This is a genomic window from Bradyrhizobium semiaridum, assembly GCF_020329505.1.
Classification (GTDB): domain Bacteria; phylum Pseudomonadota; class Alphaproteobacteria; order Rhizobiales; family Xanthobacteraceae; genus Bradyrhizobium; species Bradyrhizobium semiaridum.
The window spans coordinates 302,162-323,918 of record NZ_JAGKJJ010000006.1 but is presented as its reverse complement, the minus strand read 5'-3'; the positions used below and the strand labels follow the sequence as shown (position 1 = coordinate 323,918).

Sequence of the window (21,757 nt, the reverse complement as noted above, 5' to 3'; positions counted from 1 at the left end):
CACTGTCCCGCCTTCAATCAAGTTCGGTGGTTATGGGTCCTGGCTTTCGCCAGGACGACGCGCGTGGTGAGACCGCGCGCGACGCGCTCTGTCGCCGTCACCCCCGAGAGAACGTGACGTATGCCCCACAAGCGGCACCAAGCATTCGGTGTCGTCCTGGCGAAAGCCAGGACCCATTACCCCAGCTGCTTGTTGTTGTGCGATGCCAGGGCCACACGATCCCGCCTTCAATCAAATTCGGTGGTTATGGGTCCTGGCTTTCGCCAGGACGACGGGCGTGGTGAGACCGCGCGCGACGCGCCCTGTCGCTGGAAAACAAAACGCCCGGCGGGGGCGACCGCCGGGCGCGAAATTCTGGGCTTCGTCTCAAATCTAGAACACGCCGAGAATAATGGCGCCGACGAAGGCTAACGCTATGTACGCGGCCACAATGCTCAGCTTGCTCAGCAGAGGACTCGCGAAATCCATTGGGAAGCTCCCTCGGTTCACAACGCTGCCCGCATTAACGCTAATGCTAGCAACTGGTTCCGAAGTGAAAAAGTCAGCCCTGCTGTCCGGCCGGCTATCGTCCGCGGGTCCGGATACCATTTCCGGTTCCATCGCATGGTTAAAGATACATGAAATCAATGCGTTGAAGAGTCTTTAAATAAATTAGCAGAACCTGCGCGCCATGACGCGTGGAGTTCGTTTGTATCTCGTCGGCTCCCTTGTCCTTGTTTCGCTGGCTGGTTGCGGCCGCGGTCTGTTTCAGACCGCCGAGCGCGAGCCGTGGCGGGCCGAGGCCGAGGCCGCTTGTCTGAAATCCGGCGCGGTCAAGGAAGGTCCTGACCTCGTTCGCATCGATCCGATCTCCGGACCGGGAGTCTGCGGCGCGGAATTCCCGCTCAAGGTCGCGGCGCTCGGCGAGGCCAGCTCGGCCTACGGGTTTGCCGACGATCTGCGGCCGCCGGCGCCGATCGGCAACCAGCCGCGCTGGCCGATCAACCAGCAGCCGAGTCCGCCGTCCGCGCAGGCGCCGTATTCAAGTCAGTCCGCGAGCCAGCCGGGCTACGGCAGTCAGCCGAGTTATGGCAGCCGGCAGAACGGACCGATCTCGCTGACCGCGCCCGGCGTCGCGTCCCAGCAGGACGAGATCGACCTGCCGCCCGAGGGCACGCCGGGCGCGGCAGCTGAGAAGCCTTATTATCCCGGCCTGCCGGCGAACCCGCAGCGCGACAGCGCGGCCGGACCTTATTCGCCAGCGCCGTATTCACAGCAGCCCGACGCCGCGCCGCGGCTCGGTCCGTCGCGCGGCAATCCGGTGATGGCCGTCGGTCCCGTCGCGGTGAAACCGGCGGCGACGCTGGCATGCCCGATCGTCTCGGCGCTCGAACGCTGGCTGGCCGATTCGGTGCAGCCGGCGGCGCAGCGCTGGTTCGGCACCCGCGTGGCCGAGATCAAGCAGATCTCGGCCTATTCCTGCCGCGGCATGAACGGCAACTCGCGTGCGCATATTTCCGAGCACGCCTTCGGCAACGCGCTCGACATCGCCGCCTTCACGCTTGCCGACGGCCGCCGCATCTCGGTGAAGGACGGCTGGCGCGGCCTGCCGGAGGAGCAGGGCTTCCTGCGCGACGTCCAGGGCGCGGCCTGCCAGCACTTCAACACGGTGCTGGCGCCGGGCTCCAACGTCTATCACTACGACCACATCCATGTGGACCTGATGCGCCGGGCCAGCCGGCGAATCATCTGCCAGCCGGCGGCGGTGTCGGGCGAGGAGGTTGCCGCGCGCGCCGGCGGCCGCAGCCCCTATGCAGCGCGCGAACCTTATGTCACAGGTTCTCTTGGCGGCAGAAGGCCGGTCGCGCCCCGGGGCAAGCCCGGGGCCAACGAAGAAGACGAATTCGCGGACGAATAGGGCGCGTCCGAACCGCCCCCGTATTCTTACCGGGTGACATCGTGCAAACGGTGGCCACTTTCTTGTTGCATATGCTCGCTGAGCCGGGCGCAACCGCGTGATTTGTTAGGGGACAGCTTTGCAAGACGCGCCGATTATTCTCGTCATCGAAGACGATCGCGACCTTCAGATGATGGTGGAGGACGCGCTGACGGACGGCGGTTTCGAGCCCGCGATCGCCCCCTCCGGCGAGGAAGCGCTGACGCTGCTGAAGGCTTTCAGGACCAAATACAGCGCGCTGGTCACCGACATCCGGCTGCTCGGCCGGCTCGACGGCTGGCGGGTGGCGCGCGGTGCGCGCGAGGTCGATCCGTCTTTCCCGGTGCTCTACATCACCGGCGGCGGCGGCGACGAGTGGCCGACCAAGGGCGTGCCGAACAGCATCCTGCTGCAAAAACCATTCTCGCCGGACGAACTGGTCGCGGCGGTGAAGAGGCTGGTCAAGGCGTAGCCGCCCCGACTGTCGCGCCGCGCGATCCCTGATGATAGACATTGCGTCGGTTCATCACGGGGATGTCGATCATGGCAGCAGGAAAAGTCGCGCTCGTCACCGCAGGCGGCAGTGGCATGGGAGCGGCCGCGGCGCGGCGGCTCGCGGCGGACGGATTCCACGTCGCGATCCTGTCGTCATCGGGCAAGGGCGAAGCGCTGGCGAACGAGCTCGGCGGCATCGGTTTCACCGGCTCGAACCGGTCGAACGATGATCTGAAGCACGCGGTCGACGGCGTCATGGCGCGCTGGGGCCGCATCGATGCGCTGGTCAACAGCGCCGGCCACGGCCCGCGCGCTCCCGTGCTGGAACTGACCGACGAGCAGTGGCACACCGGGCTGGACGTCTATCTGATGAACGTGATCCGCCCGACGCGCCTCGTCGCGCCGGTTATGCAGGCGCAGAGGTCGGGCGCGATCGTCAACATCTCCACCGCCTGAGCATTCGAGCCGAGCGCGATGTTTCCGACCTCGGCGGTGTTTCGCGCCGGACTTGCCGCCTTCACAAAACTGTTCGCCGACAGCTACGCCGCCGACAATGTGCGGATGAACAACGTGCTGCCGGGCTGGATCGACAGCCTGCCGTTGACCGACGAACGCCGCGACAGCGTGCCGATGAAGCGCTACGGCAAGGCCGAGGAGATCGCCGCGACCATCGCCTTCCTGGTCTCCGACGGTGGCGGCTACATCACCGGCCAGAACATCCGCGTCGACGGCGGATTGATGCGGTCGGTGTAAGGCTGCGGGCACCAAACACTCGGTGTCGTCCCGGCCTTCGCCGGGACGACGCGCAGAGAGAAACTGCGCTTTCGTGATTTTGCAGGAGACTGCTTCACCAGTTGCGTCTACACGCTGCATCTTGCGCTGCAGGCCGCGCGTGTCACACATGTGGTCACCTGAGATTGCACTTGTCGTGATGACAAACCGAACGCGCAGGTCTAGCCTTCCGCACAATCAAAACATATGGGAGGAATGGCATGCCAGACGCAGCGGTCGCAGCACGTGCTTCGGACTTCACGCAGGGCGGAACCACAGAGGTCGACGTCGCGGTCGTCGGCGCCGGTTTCGCCGGACTTTATCTGCTGCATCGGCTGCGCAAGGCCGGCCTGTCGGCGATCGCGCTCGAAGAGGGCGGCGATGTTGGCGGCACCTGGTACTGGAACCGGTATCCCGGCGCGCGCTGCGATATCCAGACCATCGACTACAGCTACACGTTCGATCCCGAGCTCGACAAGGTATGGACCTGGTCGGAGAAATACGCGACCCAGCCCGAGATCCTGCGCTATCTCGGCTTCGTCGCCGACCGTTACGATCTGCGCCGCGATATCCGCTTCGGCAGCAAGGTGACGAAGGCGACGTGGGACGATGCGAGCGAGCGCTGGCAACTCGAGACCAACAACGGCCCGATCTCGTGCCGCTACTACATCATGGCGACCGGCTGCCTGTCGTCGCCGAAGCCGCCGGAGATCGACGGCGTCAAGGATTTCAAGGGCGAGATCTATTTCACCGGCCGCTGGCCGCATCAGGGCGTCGACCTCAAGGGCAAGCGCGTCGCCGTGATCGGCACCGGCTCGTCCGCGATCCAGTCGATCCCGCTGATCGCCGAGCAGGCCGCGCAGCTCACCGTGTTCCAGCGCACGCCGAACTTCGCGCTGCCGGCGGGCAATGGTCCGGTGCCGGAAGATCGCAAGACCTATTTCGAGAGCGACCGTGCCGCCTATCGCGAGCAGGCGCGCCTGTCGATGGCCGGCGTGCCCTATCCGCAGCAGACCGTGGTGAGCTGGCAGCTGAGCGACGCCGAGCGCCGCGAGCGCTTTGAAAAAGCATGGGCGGCCGGCGACCTCGTCCATATTCTCACGCAGCTCTGGGCCGACCAGGCCGTTGACGTCGACGGCAACAGGATCGTCGCCGACCTGATCCGCGAAAAAATCCGCGCGGCCGTGAACGACCCGGCGACGGCCGAGGCGCTGACCCCCTACGACCATCCGTTCGGCGCCAAGCGGCCCTGCCTCGATACCAATTACTACGCGACCTACAACCGTCCGAACGTGACGCTGGTGAATCTGCGGCAGGAGCCGATCAAGGAGATCACCGCGAGCGGCATCAGCACGGACAAGCGCAGCTTCGACCTCGACGTCATCGTGTTCGCCACTGGCTTCGACGCGATGACCGGCGCCATCATGGCGGTGCATCCGATCTCGGGCCGCGGCGGCAAGTCGCTGTCCGACGTCTGGGCGCAGGGACCGCAGAGCTATCTCGGCGTCACCGTCGCTGGATTCCCCAATTTGTTCATGATCACCGGTCCCGGCAGCCCGTCGGTGCTGTCGAACATGGCGGTGTCGATCGAGCAGCATGTCGACTGGGTGGTCGAGCGGATCGCGTCGCTGCGCGATGCCGGCTTCACGACGATGGAGGCGACCGAAACCGCGCAGCAAGGCTGGCAGCACCACATGGCCGATTGTTCGATGCTGACGCTGCACCGGCTCGCCAACACCTGGTACACGGGAGCCAATGTGCCCGGCAAGCCGCAGGTGGTGATGCCCTATACCGGCGGCGTCGGTCCTTATCGCAGCATCTGCAACGAGGTGGTCAGCCGCGGCATGCTCGGCTTCAAGCTGTCGGGTCCAGGCGTCGCGACGCAATGCAATGACGGCGAGATCGTGCGGCTGCAGCCCGACGTGCGGCTGGTGCTGAACCTGCTCGGTGAGATGAACCTGCCGCCGCTCGAGACGATGGGCGCGCAGGGCGCACGCGACTTCCTCAACGAGTTCAACAAGGGCCGTCCGGCGGGGCGGCCGGTCGGCGAGGTCGGCAGCGGCATGTTGCAGGGCGCGGACGGCCCATTGCCGTATAAGCTGTACCGGCCGGCGTCGCCGGGGCCGCATCCGATCGTGGTGTATTTCCATGGCGGCGGCTGGGTGCTCGGCGACGAGCAATCCGACGATCCGTTCTGCCGCGACCTGTGCCGGCGCACCGACATGATCGTGGTCAGCGTCGGCTATCGCCACGCGCCCGAGCATCGCTTCCCGGCGGCGCCCGAGGACGGCTATGCTGCAACCCGCTGGATCGCCGCCCACGCCGCCGAGCTCGGCGGAAAAGCAGGGCCGGTGCTGGTCGCGGGCTGGAGTGCCGGCGGCAACATCGCCGCCGTCACCTGCCAGCTCGCGCGCGATCGCGGCGGGCCGGAGATCGCCGGCCAGCTCCTGATCTGTCCGGTCACCGACAGCGATTTCGATCGGCCGTCCTATGTCGAGAATGCGACCGGCTACTTCCTGACCCGCGGGCTGATGTACTGGTTCTGGGACATCTACTGTTCACCGGCCGACCGCACCGATCCGCGCGTCGCGCCGCTGCGCGGCAAGCTCGACGGCCTGCCGCCAGCGTTCATCGCGACCTGCGAGTTCGATCCGCTGCGCGACGAGGGCGTCGCCTATGGCGAGGCACTGGCGAAGGCGGGTGTTCCGGTCGAGCAGCTGAAGGCACACGGCCACTTCCACTCGTCGTTCACGATGGTCGACGTCATCATCACCGGCGTCAGCGGCCGCGTGAAGATGGCGCGGGCGCTGCGCCGCTTCGCGGGACTGCCGGAGGAGATCGAGCAGGACAACGTTGCTGCGCCTAGGATCAACGCTGCGGCGAACTAGTCGCGGGCGCCGCTTCACCTCGCCCCGCTCGCGGGGAGAGGTCGGAACGCATCGCTAGATGCGTTCCGGGTGAGGGGGATTCGCCGCGAGTCCGTCTCCAACCAGTTTGTGGATGCAGCCCCTCACCCCAACCCTCTCCCCGTAAGAACGGGGAGAGGAACGCAGTGTCTTGCAACCTAACCCAGTTCGAACGTCGTGACGCCGAACACGCGATCGATCCGCAATTGCGAGATCGCGCCGGTGTACATCCGCGCGGTCTCAAACACCGGCGCGAGTCCGAGGCTTTGCGCGAGTGCCACGGCGTCGCGGTTGATGTCGGGGACATCGAGGAAGATTCCGCCGCCGCCGCTGCTCGCGAGCAGGGCCGACAGCACGGTCTCGGCACCGGCGCGGTCATCGGCGATCAGCGGCCCGATCTTGCGGCCGCTCCGGCACGGACGGATCACGCCCCAGCCGGCCAACCGGCCATCGCGCATCTGCGCCCGTCCGACATGCCCAGGCGTATTGATCCAGGCGCGCAGAAAGGCCGGGCGCGGCGCCGGAAACACCGTCGCGTCATCGGCTTCGATCAACGCTGCCGGCACATCGGTCAGCGCGATGGTATCTGCATTAGGCGCAGGCGGCGCAGCGACCACGCCGCCGTAACGGATGTTGGCGTAGGCGAGCTCGAAGCCCGACTTGCGGTAGTTCGCCTGCTGCGCCACCACGCCGTCGAGCCCGATCACGCGCGGACACGCATGCGCGATCGCCGCGTTCCAGATCTTCAGGCCGTAGCCGCGCCCGCGCAGATCCGGCCGCACGATGTAGAAGCCGAGGAAGGCGAAGCGCATGCCGTAATTGACGCAGGAGATCACCGCTGCGGGCTGCCCGTCGATCTCGCCGATGAAAAACCCTTGCGGGTCCTCGGCGGCAAAACAGGCGGCATCGGCGAGACCGGGATTCCAGCCCTCCGCCGCAGCCCAGTCCGCCGCGAGCGCGATCTCGTCCGGCTGCATGTGTCGGATGGTGAGGTCGGTCATCGATGGCTATCCTCGCGCTGGCGGCGCAGCGCGTATGATAGCGCACCGATATCTCCTCGTCATTGCGAGCGAAGCGAAGCAATCCATAGCTCGGCAGAACGGAAGCATGGATTGCTTCGCTTCGCTCGCAATGACGCGAGAGATCAGCCAGTTTGCTTCGGCCGGTACGCCGCGAAAAACACGCGCGTGGCGCTGTCGACCACGGTCGCGATCCGCTCCGGCGAGGGCGATGGCGCGGCCTGGAAGATGAAGGCCTGGAACAGCGTCGCCTGGCACATCTGCATGAACTGCCAGGCGGCGAGCTGATAGTCGTCGATCACGAGCTCGCCGAGTGCGGCGCGCGCCTCGAGATAGGCGGCGAAGCGGTCGACGGTGTGGGCGATCACATGGGTGTAGAACCGGCTGCCGAGCTCGGGCATCCGCTCGGCGATCGCCATCACGGTACGGATCGCCGAGCCGCCGCCGGGCCGGCACAGCATCCCGACATAGGCGCGGCCGAATTCGGGCAGCGTGACATCGACGCTGCGCGAAGGATCGAAATTGAAGATGATTTTGCCCTGGGCGAGCTTCTCCTCCTCGACGATCGCCGCGAACAGCCCGGCCTTGTCGGGGAAATAGACATAGAGCGTGCCCTTGGAGACCCCGGCGGCGCGGGCGATCTCGCCCATGCTGGCGCCGTCGAAACCGAGGTCCAGGAATACCTTGCGGGCGCCGTCCAGGATCTGGCGGCGCTTCGAGGATTCCTCCTCGACGAGGTGGGCGGGGCTGGGCGGTGCTGCAACCATTGGTTTAGCTTTTCGGCAAGAACTCAACGCAAAATGGCCGGTGGCAAGAATCGACGCATTATAATCTGCAGCTGTGTATGTAGATTGACCGAACGGTTCGGTCAATGATAACTATGGAACCGACGATGGCCGCGCGGCAAAATCCCGCACCGCGCGCATCGGGGATTTGTGGAGAGCCCTTTCATGGCCGCAGCGAGAGATCAGGCCGCGCGCATCGTTCGTGCCGAGCCGCAGACGGCGGCGGACGAGGTGACGCGTGATGCGTCCGCCGATCTCGCCGAGCAGGACGCCCCTGACATCGCCGATGAAGCGAAGCGCCGTCCTGCCGAGACGCCGGGCACACCTGCTTCCGCGCAGCCGGCCGCGCCGCCTGCCGCTGCCGCGCCGAAATCCGGCAAGCGCAAATTCGTGTTGATGGGCATCCTCGGTCTGCTCGCGCTCGCCGCCGCCGGCTATGCGACCTATTACCTGACGATCGGCCGCTTCTACGTCTCGACCGATGACGCCTATGTCCGTGCCAACAACACCATGCTCGGTGCGCGCGTCGCCGGCCACATCGCGGCGATCCTGCCCGGCGACAATACGCTGGTGCGGGCCGGCGACGTGATCTTCCGGATCGACGACGGCGACTATCGCATCGCAGTCGATGCCGCGCGCACCAGGATCGCGACCCAGCAGGCGACGATCGACCGCATCGGCCGCCAGGTCACCGCGCAGGAGAGCGCGGTGGAGCAGGCCAGGGCGCAGCTCGTCTCCGCCGAAGCCGGCCTGAAGCGCGCCGGTCTCGATTTCGATCGTCAGCAGGCGCTGAACAGCAAAGGTTTTGCCTCACGCGCCACCTTCGAGGTGTCCGAGGCTAGCCGCGATCAGGGTCAGGCCGCGGTGCGTTCGGCGCAGGCCGCGTTCGATGCCGCCAGGGACAATGTCGAGGTGACCCGGGCGCAGCAGGCCGAGGCCCGCGCCCAGCTCGCCGAGTTGCAGACCCAGCTCGCCAAGGCCGAACGCGACCTCGATTTCACCAAGGTCCGCGCGCCGGTCGACGGCACCTTCTCCAACCGAATGGTCAATACCGGCGACTACATCAATGTCGGCCAGCGGCTCGGCAATGTGGTGCCGCTCGACGGCGTCTTCATCGACGCCAACTACAAAGAGACCCAGCTCAAGCGCATCCGCCCGGGCCAGCGCGTGACGATCAAGGTCGACGCCTACGGCTTCCGCAAATTCACCGGCATCGTCGACAGCATCTCGCCGGCGGCAGGCTCGGTGTTCACGCTGCTGCCGCCCGATAACGCCACCGGCAATTTCACCAAGATCGTGCAGCGGCTGCCGGTCCGCATCCGCGTGCCGGCAAGTGTCGCCAAACAGGGCCTGCTGCGCGCCGGCATGTCGGTCTACACCACCGTCAACACCAGTGAGGGCGCGGCGGATGCCGACGCCGATACCGACCTCGACGCGCCGATGATGATCCATCCGCAGTGATGTCTGGCGGCTTCGGACCGGCGGTCCAAGCCCGGAGCCGATGAACCAATGGCTGACGCGACAACTGCCAATGCCTCCATGATGAACGCCGCGCCGGCGTCGGAGCGCATCCAGCCGAAGCGGCTGTTCGCGTTCATCATCATGGTGTTCGGGATGTTCATGTCGATCCTGGACATCCAGATCGTCTCGGCCTCGCTCAACGAGATCCAGGCCGGCCTCTCGGCCTCGTCGAGCGAAGTGTCGTGGGTGCAGACCGCCTACCTGATCGCCGAGGTGATCGCGATCCCACTGTCGGGCTTCCTGTCGCGCGCGCTCGGCACACGGCTGCTGTTCGCGATCTCGGCATTCGGTTTCACGGTGTCGAGCCTGCTCTGCGGCTTCGCCTCCTCGATCGAGCAGATGATCCTGTGGCGCGCGCTGCAGGGCTTCCTCGGCGCCGGCATGATCCCGACCGTGTTCGCCTCGGCCTATCTGATTTTTCCGCGCACCAAATTCTACATCGTGGCGCCGATCATCGGCCTGGTCGCGACGCTGGCGCCGACAGTCGGGCCGACGGTCGGCGGCTACATCACCGACCTGATGTCGTGGCACTGGCTGTTCTTCATCAACATCGTGCCGGGCATCCTGATCACCGTCGGCGTGCTGGCGCTGATCGATTTCGACCAGCCCAACCTGGCGCTGCTCGAGCGCTTCGACTGGTGGGGCCTGATCTTCATGGCCGGCTTCCTCGGTTCGCTCGAATATGTGCTGGAGGAAGGTCCGCAATATGAGTGGCTGCAGGACACCTCGGTCGCGACCTGCGCTGCGATCGGTTTCGTGTCTGCGATCTTCTTCTTCTGGCGCGTCCTGACCGCCGAGGAGCCGATCGTCGATCTCTACGCCTTCACCAACCGCAACTTCGCGGTCGGCTGCCTGCTGCAGTTCTGCATCGGCATCGGTCTTTACGGTCTCACCTACGTCTATCCGCGCTATCTCGCGGAGATCCGCGGCTACAGCGCGCTGATGATCGGCGAGACCATGTTCGTGTCCGGCATCACGATGTTCTTGATGGCGCCGGTGGTCGGGCGGCTGATGCTCAAGGTCGACCTGCGCTACATCATCGCGTTCGGCCTCGTCACCTTCGCGCTCGGCTCCTGGCAGATGACCTGGATCACGCGCGAATACGATTTTTACGAGCTGCTCGTGCCGCAGATCCTGCGCGGCATCGGCATGATGTGCGCGATGGTGCCGACCAACAACATCGCGCTCGCCACGCTGGCGCCGGAGCGCGTCAAGAACGCCTCCGGCCTGTTCAATCTGATGCGCAACCTCGGCGGCGCGCTCGGGCTCGCCGTCATCAACCAGGTGCTCAACGACCGCACCGACCTGCACATCTCGCGCCTGCACGACCGCGTCACCTGGGGCAACGCGACCGCGGTCGAGACGCTCAACAATTTCACTCAGCGTATGCAGGGCATGGGCGACTCCGCCCTGATGGCCATGAAGCAGCTCTCGCAGATCGTGCACCGCCAGGCCGCGGTGATGAGCTATGGCGACGCCTTCTTCATGCTGTCGCTGTTTTATGTCGGCCTCAGCCTCGTGGTGCTGTTCGTCAACAAGCCGCCCTCGATGACCGCCGGCGGCGGCGACGCGCACTAGGGGTGTTGTCGTAGCCCGCATGAGCGAAGCGACATGTGGGACCGGTGCATGCTAGGACTCATAATCGCATCACGTGACGGCACGAGCGGCCCCGGATATCGCTTCGCTCATCCGAGCTACAATGTCCCCGTCCCGCATTGACGTGCATTTGTGTTTACCGCCAATAATCAGATGACGCTCCTCGTAGCCCGCATGAGCGAAGCGACATGCGGGAACGGCGTTTCAGCACGTGAGGCTGCATGGTCCGATACCGACGTAACTTCATTCCTGGCGGAACATTCTTCTTCACGGTCACGCTCGCCGACAGGCGATCGAGCATGCTCGTGGATCAGATTGCCGAACTTCGGAAAGCATTCAGCGTAGCTCGTCGCGAGCGTCCGTTTACGATCGATGCGGTTGTGATACTGCCGATCACCTGCACGCCATCCTGACGCTGCCCTCAAATGACTCCGATTTTGCCGGTCGCTGGCGTCGCATCAAAGGGCAGTTCAGCAGTCAGTTGCTTGCTGCGTCGGTTCAGCTAGTACGTTCGCCGAATGGCGAATTGGCGCTATGGCAAAGGCGGTTTTGGGAACATACCATCCGTGATGAGGACGATTTCGCTAGGCACGTCGACTACATCCATTTCAACCCGGTCAAGCATGCGCTGGTGCGGCGTGTTTGGGATTGGCCGTATTCCTCGTTTCACCGCTATGTGAGGGAAGGGCTGCTGCCGCACGATTGGGGGGGCGACGTAAAGGACGGCGGAGGGTTTGGGGAGCGCGCCGAGTGATGGGGCTTGCGCTGTTCGTAGCCGCATGAGCGAAGCGACATGCGGGGAAGAGCGCGTCTGGACTCATCGTCCCGATAAACGACGGCACGAGCGGCCCCGGATATCGCTTCGCTCATCCGGGCTACGAAGGGGCCGATCGAGCGCAGTGAGTACGTTACGCGATTGACACACATTGCCGCACTCACGGCGATGTTACCTTGCCAATCACGCGTGATGCATTTATAAGCAGCGCTTCGTTGCTCGAACCGGGGAGATGCGCATGAATTCGTATATTTCGCAGATCGCGCGCCCGCGTTCGATGATGCTGGACGCGTCAGCGCGTTAGCTCCCAGCTCTGATCGGGGCCTATCCCCGATCATCCAAGCTTCCCAACACCTTACCGATTGTTCTCTGCGTTGCTTGCGGCCGGATTCCGTCCGCGCATCGCCTTAAATGGAGCCGGCCGGCGCGGATCATGCGTGGCCGGAATGGGCCATGACCACTGCTACGACCAAACGACCGGCCGCGATCCGGATCGTGCTTCCGTTCGTCTTCCGCCACTGGCTGGAGCAGCCGCTGCGGGCTGCGATCGTCACCGCGGGATTTCTCGGCGCCACCGCCGCCGACCTGTTCATGCCGGTCTATTCCGGCCACCTGGTCGACGCGCTGACCGCGGGCGCGGCGAGCCCCGACGCGCGCCAAGCCGCGTTGCTCGCCTTCGGCGCGATCGTCGGGCTCGGCCTGCTGTCGGTAATCCTGCGGCTGGTCGGTATCCAGACCATCGTGCCGTTCACGCTGCAGTCGATGTCCGATATCGGGCAGCGCGCCTTCATGCGCGTGCAGCGTTTCTCGACCGACTGGCACGCCAATTCGTTCGCCGGCTCCACGGTGCGCAAGATCACGCGCGGCATGTGGGCGCTCGACGTGCTGAACGACACTGTACTGATGGCGCTGCTGCCGTCGGTGGTGGTGCTGTTCGGCTCGATGATCCTGCTCGGCCTGCACTGGCCGCAGCTCGGCGCGGTGGTTGCGGTCGGCGCGGTGATCTATGTCGCGATGACGATGGCGTTCCAGATCGGCTACGTGGCGCCGGCCGCGCGCATCTCCAACGCATGGGACACCAAGGTCGGCGGCACGCTGGCGGATGCGCTGACCTGCAACGCGGTGGTGAAGTCGTTCGGCGCGGAGGTGCGCGAGGATATCCGGCTCGGCGGCGTGATCGGCCGCTGGCGGCGGCGGGTGCGGCGGACCTGGTTCCGCTACAACCACACCGGCGCGGCGCAGCTCCTGGTGCTGCTGTGCTTCCGCGCCTCGGTGATCGGCGGTGCGATCCTGCTGTGGGCGGCGGGCCGCGCCACGCCGGGTGACGTCACCTATGTGCTGACCAGCTACTACATCATCCACGCCTACCTGCGCGACGTCGGCATGCACATCAACAATCTGCAGCGCTCGGTGAACGACATGGAGGAGCTGGTTGCGATCCATGCCGAGCCGCTCGGCATCGTCGACGCCGTCGATGCGAAGCCGATCGACATCGAAGGTGGCCGCATCGTGTTCGACAACGTGACCTTCCATTACGGCGGCCATCGCCGGCCGCTCTATGACGGGCTATCGATCGACATCGATGCCGGCGAACGGGTCGGCCTGGTCGGACGGTCCGGCTCCGGCAAGACCACCTTCGTCAAGCTGCTGCAGCGGCTCTACGACGTCTCCGGCGGAAAAATCCTGATCGACGGTCAGGACATCTCCAAGGCGACGCAGCAATCGCTGCGCAGCCAGATCGCGATCGTGCAGCAGGAGCCGATCCTGTTCCATCGCACGCTGGCGGAGAACATCGCCTACGGCCGGCCCGGCGCCAGCATGGAGGCGATCGAGCAGGCGGCGCGGCTTGCCAATGCGCACGACTTCATCATGCGCCTGCCGAAGGGCTACGGCACGCTGGTCGGCGAGCGTGGCGTCAAACTGTCGGGCGGCGAGCGGCAGCGCGTGGCGCTGGCGCGCGCCTTCCTGGCCGATGCTCCGGTCTTGATCCTGGACGAGGCGACCTCGAGCCTCGATTCCGAATCGGAGGCGCTGATCCAGCAGGCGATGGAGCGGCTGATGAAGGGCCGCACCTCGATCGTGATCGCACACCGGCTGTCGACCGTGCGCAGCATGGACCGCATCCTGGTGTTCGATCGCGGCGAGATCGCCGAGCAGGGCACGCACGAGGTGCTCGCCGCGCGGCCGAACGGCATCTACCGTTCGCTGTTCGAGCGGCAGGCCACCGAGTTCGGCCAGATCGCGGCGGCCGAGTGAAACGGTACGCGGCTGACGGGATGTCCTGTCAGCCGCGTTATTTCGGCCCGATCTCGCTCCACACCAGTGCGACGCCGGACAGGAACAGCAGCGCCAGCACGATGTCGGAGAAATTGCGGTCGCTGAGCGCGTGGTAGACGCGCGAGCCGAGCCAGGCGCCGAGCAGCGTGCCCGGAAAGGCGCAGGCCGTCAGCCAGACGATGTCCGGCTTCACTAGTCCGCTTGCGACCTGCACGCAGAGCGCGGCGAACAGAATGGTGAAGTTGAAGGTCTGGAACACGCCGCGCCGTTGTTCCTTGCCCCAGCCGCGCACGCTCGCCCACAGGATCGGCAGTGGACCGGACAAGCCCGCCAGGCCGCCGAGGATGCCGCCGGCAAAGCCGATGGCGCCGTCGGTCCATTTGCCGCCGAAGGCGATCGACATCGGCTTCTTCTGCAGGAACAGCGCGACCGGGAACACCAGCAGGAAGATGCCGATGGTGAGCTTGAACAGGGCCGGATCGGCGCGTGCGATCAGCAAAATGCCGATCGGTACGCCGGCGAGGCCGCCGATGATGAACGGCCAGATCAGGCGGAAGTCGATGCTCTTCCAGATCGATGGCAGCGTCGAGAGCTGCGCGATGACAGAGCAGACCAGCACCAGCGGCACCGCCAGCGTCGGCGGCAGCACGTAGAGCCAGATCCCGAGCGCCATCAGCGCCGTGCCGAACCCGGCGAGGCCGGAGACGAAACCGCCGGCCAGCGCGCCGGAGAACAGGATCGCGTAGCCCACTGCGGTCATCCTCGTCTCGTTTTCTTGGTCATTGCCGCGACGTTTACACGAGGCGAGCAGCGGGTACTATTCGAAATCGCAGCTCCTCAACGATAATCAAAAATGGAAATCCCCATGACTGCCAACTCCTCCAAAACCTTTCTGGTCTGTCACGGCGCCTGGTCGGCGGGATGGGCGTGGAAGAAGATGCATCCCCTGATGCGGGCCGCCGGGCACCGGCTGATCACCCCAAGCTACACCGGGCTGGGCGAGCGCGTGCATCTGGCGCATCAGGCGCTCGACCTGGAGGCGCACATCACGGACATGCTCAATGTCATCAACTATGAGGACCTCGGCGACATCGTGCTGATCGGCCATTCCTATGGCGGCATGGTCGCGACCGGCGTTGCCGACCGCGTCCGCGACCGCATCGCGCAACTGATCTATATCGACGCCTTCGTGCCGCGCGACGGACAATCGCTGTTCGACCTCAACGAAGTGGCGATCGAGAGCATGCGCAAGGCCGCGCGCGACGGCGACGGCTGGCGCATCCCGCCGATGCAGACGCCGCCTGATACGTCGGCCGCCGACGTGGAATGGCTGAGCGCGCGCCGCGTCGCGACGCCGATCAAATGTTTCGAGCAGAAGCTGAAGTTGCAGCACGGTGAGCCGGCCCTGCCGCGCAGCTATATCTACGCCACCCGCATCACGCCCGCCGACACGTTCGGGCAATTCTCCAGACGCACCAGGAACGAAGCCGGCTGGCGCCACTTCGAGATCGACGCCAGCCATTCGCCGAACGTGACGGCGCCGGAGGCGCTGATGGAGCTGTTGCAAGGGATCGTGGACGAAGCCTGAGTAGCCGATGTGTCCCTGTCATTGCGAACGGAGCAAAGCAATCCATGCCTTCGCTTGCGGCAAGATGGATTGCTTCGCTTCGCTCGCAATGACGTGGGGGATGCAGAGATCGAGGAGTGGCCGCGGATCTCCGATGAGGACCGCGCCGAGACCGACTTGAACGCTTAAGGCACGTAGCCCGGATGCAGCGCCGGCGCCAAATGGCGAGGGGCCCGGCGCACTACGCCGAGCCCCTCATTGGTAGAAGCATCAGCCGGCCTGTAAGCCGGGTTCTGTAGGGCACCATTCTTTCGAATGGTACGTGACGGCCATTCCTCTGGGACAGGGTTTGCACCTTGCCTCGAGCAACCTACCCGGACAGCGGGCCTGACATCGCCCTGCGGTGTTATCGCGCGAGCGCGAACTAACCGCGATGCTGTCCCTATTCGGTTTTGCTCCCGGTGGGGTTTGCCATGCCGTCGCCGTTGCCGGCAACGCGGTGCGCTCTTACCGCACCTTTTCACCCTTACTCCCTCCGGGGAGGGAGCGGTTCGATCTCTGTGGCACTTTCCCTGGGGTCGCCCCCGCCGGACGTTATCCGGCACCGCATGTCGATGGAGCCCGGACTTTCCTCCCCCGCGGCCTTTCGGCACCAGCGGGAGCGGCCGTCCGGCCGACTGACACCCTGAGCCAATGAGCGTTTTGGCCGGTCCCGTCAAGCGGATAAGGGGCCGCGAAGGCGGCCGAAATAAATTATCCTGAAAATGTCGTTTTGGCCGTCGCCAGTTCGACTGGGTGTCGGCGATCCAGCCGAACTAGAGGAGAAGCGAGATGCAATACCTGCTGCTGATCTATCAGAACGAGGTCGAATACGCGAAGAACGATGCCGAGACCGCCAAGAAGATGGAGGCGGAATACGGCGTCTTCACCCAGCAGATCATCCAGAGCGGCAATTACAAGGCCGGCGAGCGGCTGCGGCCGACCACGACCGCGACCACGGTCCGCGTCCGCGACGGCAAGGCGCTGACCACCGACGGCCCGTTCGCTGAGACCCGTGAGCAACTCGGCGGCTTCTACATCGTCGACGCCAAGAATCTCGACGAGGCGATCGCGATCGCGGCGCGGATCCCGAGCGCGCGGCTCGGCTCGATCGAGGTGCGGCCGATCTGGGAGTATAACAGATAGGGAGCCGCCATTTTCGGGTTCGCTCGCGCAGGAGCGCGGGCGAACCGAAGCGGCAATGTTGGACCTGATGACCCCGAGCCAGATCGAAAAAGTCTTCCGCGACGAGGCGGGCCGCGCGCTCGCGACGCTGATCCGTCTCGTCGGCGATTTCGATCTGGCCGAGGATTCCCTCCAAGACGCCTTCGCGGTGGCGCTGGAGAAATGGCCGATCGGCGAATTCCCGTCCAATCCGCGCGCCTGGCTGGTCAATGTCGGCCGCAACAAGGCGATCGACCGGGTGCGGCGCGCCGCCAATTTTCGCGGCAAGCAGCAGGAATTGACGCATCAACTGCTGCTCGATGCCGAGCCGTCGGCCGAGCCGGTCGATGCGACGCTCGACGACGATATGCTGAGGCTGATCTTCACCTGCTGCCATCCGTCCTTTGCCGCGGAGGTCCGGGTCGCGCTCACCCTGCGCACGGTGTGCGGGCTGACGACAGCGCAGGTCGCGCGCGCCTTCGTGGTGAGCGAGGACGCGATGGCGCAGCGTCTGCTGCGCGCCAAGCAGAAGATCAAGCTCGCCGGCATTCCCTATGAGGTGCCGGAGCGCGAGGCGCTGGAGTCACGGCTCGACGGCGTGCTGGCCGTGATCTATCTCGTCTTCACCGAAGGCTATGCCGCGACCGCGGGCGAGGATTTGATGCGGCCCGATCTGGCGCGCGAAGCGATCCGGCTGGCGCGGTTGCTCAACGCGCTGATCCCGGCGCGCGGCGAGATCAAGGGCCTGCTGGCGCTGATGCTGCTGCATGACGCGCGCCGCGCCGGCCGGCAGACCGCCGGCGGCGACATCGTGCTGCTCGAGGAGCAGGACCGTTCGCTGTGGGATTTCCAGCAGATCGCCGAAGGCCTCAAGCTGGTCGAGGAGGCATTGCGGATGCCGGGCCGGCCGCAATCCTACGCGGTGCAGGCCGCGATCGCCGCGCTGCATGCCCGGGCGCCGAGCTATCAGGACACCGATTGGCCGCAGATCGCCGGCCTCTACGAGGTGCTGCTGCGGATCAGCCCATCGCCGGTGATCGAGCTGAATCTCGCGGCCGCGGTGTCGATGGTCGATGGCCCGGCCCGCGCGCTCGATCTGATCGACGCGCTCGAAGCCCGCGGCGATCTCAGGGGGTACGACCAGCTTCCCGCCGTGCGCGCCGACCTGTTGCGCCGTCTCGGCCGCAAGGCGGAGGCGCGGCAAGCCTATCTCGCCGCGACCGCCGCGACGCAGCTCGAGCCGCTGCGCCGCCTCTACGCGCGGCGCATCGCGGAGATGGAGTGAAGGTTCTTCGCCGCGTGGGTCATGCCGGGCGGGAGTTGTCCGGCGCCCTGACGGCATCGGCATCGCCGCCTTGGCCGCGCGCGCTCCACAGCCAAATCGCCAGCGAACCCGAACGGCCGCGGACTCGCGTCTCGATGGGCCCGGTCAGCGATCCGGATTTGGAGAGGGCGACATCATCCCCGGCGGCACGAAGCAGTTCGTCGCTGACACAAATTTCGACGTGATGATTGGCCGCCACTTCCATCAGGCGGTTGGCGACATTGACGGTGTCGCCGGTTGCCGTGATGTGGCGATGGCTGGTGCCGCCGAGGCGGGATGCGACGATCGTCCCGAAATGCGCACCTAGCTTGTAGCCCAGCCGCGATGCGACCGGCGTCGGCAAGGCGCCCAGCCAGCCGGACGTGCTTGTCGAGAGGCTCACGGCGCAGTCGATCGCCCTGATCGCGTCATCGGCTGCGGGCTGCGGAAGTCCGAACAGCACCATCGCACCATCGCCGAGAAAGCCCGTGATCGTGCCGCGATGCTTCACCACGTCCTTGTCGATCAGTCCGTGAAATTCGTTCAGCAGCTCCCTGACGCGGTCGGGCCCGATCGTCTCGCTCAGGGACGTGAATCCGGACAGGTCGATGAACAGGACGGCGGCATTCTGGCGAACCGGCTCGGCAAGAAAATTCGGATCGGCGGCGAGCCATCGTTGAATGCTGGGGGCCTGAAACTGGCCGAGCACTTCGCTCTTCATGGCAAAATAATGCGCCCGTCGCCGACCCCACCAGAGTTGAACGACGCCGAACAGCAGCACGGGAGGCGCGGTGGCGGCCAGCGGCACCGCCGCGCTCAGCCACACCCCCGACGATGCGGCGAGGAACGTTGCGGCCATCCACAGCAGCACGACGCCCGTCGCGGCGACGATGCCCACCGTGCTCCGCCGCCAGGCCAGCAGGCCGACGATCATCATCGGCAGGAGGATGCAAACGATGCCGTCCGCGACCTGGATCGATCGGCCATGCCAGACAACGTCTCCGGCCAACAGGCCGGCGATCGCCGTCGCCATCACTTCCACACCCGGCATCAGCGGCTCGAACGGCGTGGGGAAGAAGTCACCGCCGCCGGTGACGGCGGCGCCGACGACGACAACCCTGCCGGCGATCGCCGCGGCGGGCGGCTCGCCCGCCAGCAGCGCAGCGGCGCTGATGGTGCGTATCGTTCGGCGCGGGCCGTAGAAGCTGATCGGGATTGCATGATCGGCGTCGGTCGGAATCGAGAGCGGACCCAGGACGAGGCGGTTCGGCTCGATCGCAGGCTCGACCCCGGTGGCGAGGCTGGCGACGCGAAGCGGGAACGACAATGCGATCCCGTCGCCGGTGCGGAACAGCATCGGCATTGCGCGCGGGACGCCGTTCTGGTCGGTGGTCACATTGACGACGCCGACCGACGCCCGCTCGGCAAATTGCTTCAGCGGCCAGAGAAATCGTTCAGCCGACGGCAGGGCCCCAAGTGGCTGATCTCTCTGAACCGGAATCGATTGGCTGTGCTGGGGAAACACCGCAGCTGCGGCAATCGCGGCCGGAGCCGTCCCGAGCGCATCGGCCAGCGCGGCATCACCGGCCTCGGAGCCCTTGTCGAGCAGCAATATGTCCAGTCCGATCGCCTTCGGCTTCAGCCGGGCGATCGCATCGACAAGTCGGGCAAGATCGCTCCTTGCAAGCGGATATTTGCCGAGCTGCCCGACGACGCTATCATCGATCTCGACGATGGTGACGAGATCGGGCGGCGCCCTCACGCCGCGCAACACCGTTCGAGAATCCGTGATCGCCGACTCGGCACGGTCGAGCGCGCGCAAATGGCCCTGGGCTTGCAGGAAATAGACCCCGCCTCCCCACAGCGCTGCCAGAACGACCGGCAGAAGGCCCTTGAGATGCCGTCGCATCGGCGCCGGTGCTTACTGGCCCAATCTTGCCATCAAGGCGGCGACGCGCGCGGGCGCCCAGCGCTTGACGAGGAGGGGAGCCGTGCCCTCGACGTCCACGCCCTCGCCAGGTCCGAGAATGACGCTCTGCCGGCCGGATCGGCGCGCGACTGCGACGCGTCCGTTGACGACGAACACCGACGTCTTCTGCGCCGTGGTGTCGACGGCCCATTTGGTGCCGCGCACCGCCGCGATCGCTTGCGGCGTCGTCACTGTGAACCGCTTCCCCTTGGCTACCTTGGGCACCTCGAGCAGGATCGCCTGACTGCCCAGCTCGACGGAGTCGACGCGGCCGTCGCGGTTGGTGTCGTTCAGCGTGTACTGCGCGCCGTTTTCGGCGGTGATGGTGATGCCGCCGTCACAGCGCAGCGTTTGCGCAGTGCTCGCCGTGTTCACCGGCTGACATTTGACGTCGCTGGTCTGAGCAACGGCCAGCTCGCTCAAAAACAGATAAAGCAAAATCGCGCCGATCGATCGCGCAAATATCGTCATGGTGTCACCTTCCGCTTCAAATAGCTTGGAGTACGGCAGCAGTCGTGACGTGCCGCCATCCTAAAGGAAGAAGCAAATCATTGCTAACGGCGCACTTGACGCAGCTTGGAGGCGGAAATGAGGATCGTGCATCGGGCGCAGGGGGGCGTGCCAGGGCACTGTTGCTGCGTTATGCGCCCGACATGTCGGCTTTGCCGCGGCGTGTCTGCAGGCGCGGCGGCGACGATGATCAAGGCCTTGTCGGAAAAGTGAAGCGGCGTCTTACCTGGTCGTAGCGGCGACCACCGGTGCGTCCGAGTCCGGCGGCAGGCTCGCGAGCAGCGCGTGCAGCGTTGCCATGGTCGACTGGTCGGCGATCCCGTCGACGCGCTCGGGGCGGAAGTGGCGCTGGAAGGCGGTGACGACCTCCATGGTCGCACCGTCGAACTTGCCGTTGGCCGGGGCGTTGTACCCGTAACGGCGGAATGCGGCCTGCATTCTGGAGACGTCGTCGCTGATCGCACCGAGCTGGAGCTGCGGGCCACGCACGATCGGCGCGGGCTGCACCCAGTGGCCGACGCCGGAATTGGCCAGCGAGTGCCACGGGAATTTCTCGCCGGGATCCTTCTTGCGCGCCGGCGCCACGTCGGAATGGCCGAGCACGCGATGCGAGGGCACCTTGCGGCGGAGCATGATGCCGCGGCACAGCGCGATCACCGCCGCGATCTGGCGCAGCGGAAAGTCGGGATAGCCCCAGTCGTGTCCGCGATTGACGATCTCGACGCCGATCGAGCAGGAGTTGATGTCGTCCTCGCCGGCCCAGAACGACACGCCGGCGTGCCAGGCGCGCTTGCTCTCCGGCACGCACTGCACGATGCGGCCGTCCTCGAGCACGACGTAGTGCGCCGAGACCTCGGTGCCCGGGGTGCAGAGCTGCGCGATCGCGCCCTCGACGTCGGGCATGCCGGTGTAGTGCAGCACGATCATGTCGGGCTCGCGGCCATCCGCGCGCTCGCCGAAATTGGCCGACGGGATCACATCGGAGGCGATCGAGGAATCGGGTGTAAACGTCTTCATGTCGGCAACAGCCCTGGGAATCGGAAGGGCGCGTTGTCGCTTCGAATCGGAGCCACCAGACGAACCAGAAGCCATCAGATCACTGAAACCCGGCGGGAGAACGGCATGATATATCGATAAGACAATTG

The 21,757-nt window shown here is 65.6% G+C and carries 15 protein-coding genes, 1 other RNA gene and 2 pseudogenes; 11 read left to right on the top strand and 7 right to left on the bottom strand.

The genetic code is table 11. From position 1 onward, the window contains the following. The first annotated feature begins 670 nt into the window (after positions 1 to 670). The 4 genes and pseudogenes from J6500_RS10320 to J6500_RS10305 all read left to right on the top strand — a co-directional run bounded on the left by J6500_RS10320 (position 671) and on the right by J6500_RS10305 (position 6,069). Positions 671 to 1,897 carry an extensin-like domain-containing protein gene (locus J6500_RS10320; RefSeq protein WP_225712578.1) on the top strand — a complete coding sequence of 409 codons (1,227 nt, stop codon included), beginning with the start codon at positions 671 to 673 and terminating at the stop codon, positions 1,895 to 1,897. A gap of 118 nt (positions 1,898 to 2,015) precedes the next feature. Then, the gene (locus J6500_RS10315) at positions 2,016 to 2,387 is read left to right on the top strand and encodes a response regulator (RefSeq protein WP_225712577.1); all 372 of its coding nucleotides are present in this window, start codon (positions 2,016 to 2,018) and stop codon (positions 2,385 to 2,387) included. Between the two features lie 71 nt (positions 2,388 to 2,458). After that, a pseudogene (locus J6500_RS10310) lies at positions 2,459 to 3,163 on the top strand (SDR family oxidoreductase). A gap of 239 nt (positions 3,164 to 3,402) precedes the next feature. Further along, positions 3,403 to 6,069, top strand: a complete 2,667-nt coding sequence (locus tag J6500_RS10305) for a flavin-containing monooxygenase (RefSeq protein WP_225712576.1) — start codon at positions 3,403 to 3,405, stop codon at positions 6,067 to 6,069. A gap of 176 nt (positions 6,070 to 6,245) precedes the next feature. Here J6500_RS10305 and J6500_RS10300 read toward each other — a convergent pair whose 3' ends face one another. Then, complete coding sequence (locus J6500_RS10300) at positions 6,246 to 7,088, bottom strand: GNAT family N-acetyltransferase (RefSeq protein ID WP_225712575.1); 843 nt, start codon at positions 7,086 to 7,088, stop codon at positions 6,246 to 6,248. Between the two features lie 143 nt (positions 7,089 to 7,231). Continuing rightward, positions 7,232 to 7,873, bottom strand: coding sequence for a TetR/AcrR family transcriptional regulator (locus J6500_RS10295; protein WP_225712574.1), 642 nt, complete (start codon positions 7,871 to 7,873; stop codon positions 7,232 to 7,234). A gap of 183 nt (positions 7,874 to 8,056) precedes the next feature. On the opposite strand from J6500_RS10295, the gene J6500_RS10290 reads away from it, so the two are divergent. From J6500_RS10290 to J6500_RS10275, 4 genes and pseudogenes are all read left to right on the top strand, one after another. Beyond that, complete coding sequence (locus J6500_RS10290) at positions 8,057 to 9,352, top strand: HlyD family secretion protein (protein ID WP_225712573.1); 1,296 nt, start codon at positions 8,057 to 8,059, stop codon at positions 9,350 to 9,352. 48 nt (positions 9,353 to 9,400) lie between these two features. Then, positions 9,401 to 10,990: a DHA2 family efflux MFS transporter permease subunit gene (locus tag J6500_RS10285; RefSeq protein ID WP_225712572.1), complete on the top strand. Its 1,590-nt coding sequence runs from the start codon at positions 9,401 to 9,403 to the stop codon at positions 10,988 to 10,990. Positions 10,991 to 11,229: 239 nt separating this feature from the next. After that, a pseudogene (locus J6500_RS10280) lies at positions 11,230 to 11,762 on the top strand (REP-associated tyrosine transposase). A gap of 474 nt (positions 11,763 to 12,236) precedes the next feature. Continuing rightward, complete coding sequence (locus J6500_RS10275; RefSeq protein ID WP_225712571.1) at positions 12,237 to 14,039, top strand: ABC transporter ATP-binding protein; 1,803 nt, start codon at positions 12,237 to 12,239, stop codon at positions 14,037 to 14,039. Positions 14,040 to 14,076: 37 nt separating this feature from the next. Here the strand turns inward: J6500_RS10275 and J6500_RS10270 are convergent, their stop codons facing one another. Continuing rightward, positions 14,077 to 14,820, bottom strand: a complete 744-nt coding sequence (locus tag J6500_RS10270; RefSeq protein ID WP_225712570.1) for a sulfite exporter TauE/SafE family protein — start codon at positions 14,818 to 14,820, stop codon at positions 14,077 to 14,079. Positions 14,821 to 14,925: 105 nt separating this feature from the next. Between J6500_RS10270 and J6500_RS10265 the strand changes: the two genes are divergently transcribed. Further along, on the top strand, positions 14,926 to 15,648 hold the full coding sequence (locus tag J6500_RS10265) for an alpha/beta fold hydrolase (RefSeq protein ID WP_225712569.1): 723 nt from the start codon (positions 14,926 to 14,928) through the stop codon (positions 15,646 to 15,648). Between the two features lie 245 nt (positions 15,649 to 15,893). Here the strand turns inward: J6500_RS10265 and rnpB are convergent. Further along, an RNA gene (gene rnpB / locus J6500_RS10260) (RNase P RNA component class A) lies at positions 15,894 to 16,308 on the bottom strand. Between the two features lie 150 nt (positions 16,309 to 16,458). On the opposite strand from rnpB, the gene J6500_RS10255 reads away from it, so the two are divergent. Together J6500_RS10255 and J6500_RS10250 are read left to right on the top strand one after the other, a co-directional pair. Next, a complete protein-coding gene (locus tag J6500_RS10255) occupies positions 16,459 to 16,812 on the top strand; it encodes a YciI family protein (protein WP_225712568.1) in 354 nt (117 codons plus the stop codon). Positions 16,813 to 16,879: 67 nt separating this feature from the next. Beyond that, entirely contained in the window at positions 16,880 to 18,115 is a 1,236-nt protein-coding gene (locus J6500_RS10250) for an RNA polymerase sigma factor (RefSeq protein ID WP_225712635.1), read from the top strand. Between the two features lie 19 nt (positions 18,116 to 18,134). On the opposite strand, the gene J6500_RS10245 is transcribed toward J6500_RS10250, so the two are convergent. The 3 genes from J6500_RS10245 to J6500_RS10235 form a co-directional block, all read right to left on the bottom strand. After that, positions 18,135 to 20,042: a CHASE2 domain-containing protein gene (locus tag J6500_RS10245; RefSeq protein WP_225712567.1), complete on the bottom strand. Its 1,908-nt coding sequence runs from the start codon at positions 20,040 to 20,042 to the stop codon at positions 18,135 to 18,137. A gap of 12 nt (positions 20,043 to 20,054) precedes the next feature. After that, on the bottom strand, positions 20,055 to 20,573 hold the full coding sequence (locus J6500_RS10240; RefSeq protein WP_225712566.1) for a FecR domain-containing protein: 519 nt from the start codon (positions 20,571 to 20,573) through the stop codon (positions 20,055 to 20,057). Between the two features lie 261 nt (positions 20,574 to 20,834). Further along, the gene (locus J6500_RS10235; RefSeq protein ID WP_225712565.1) at positions 20,835 to 21,704 is read right to left on the bottom strand and encodes an N-acetylmuramoyl-L-alanine amidase; all 870 of its coding nucleotides are present in this window, start codon (positions 21,702 to 21,704) and stop codon (positions 20,835 to 20,837) included. Between the last annotated feature and the right edge of the window lie 53 nt (positions 21,705 to 21,757).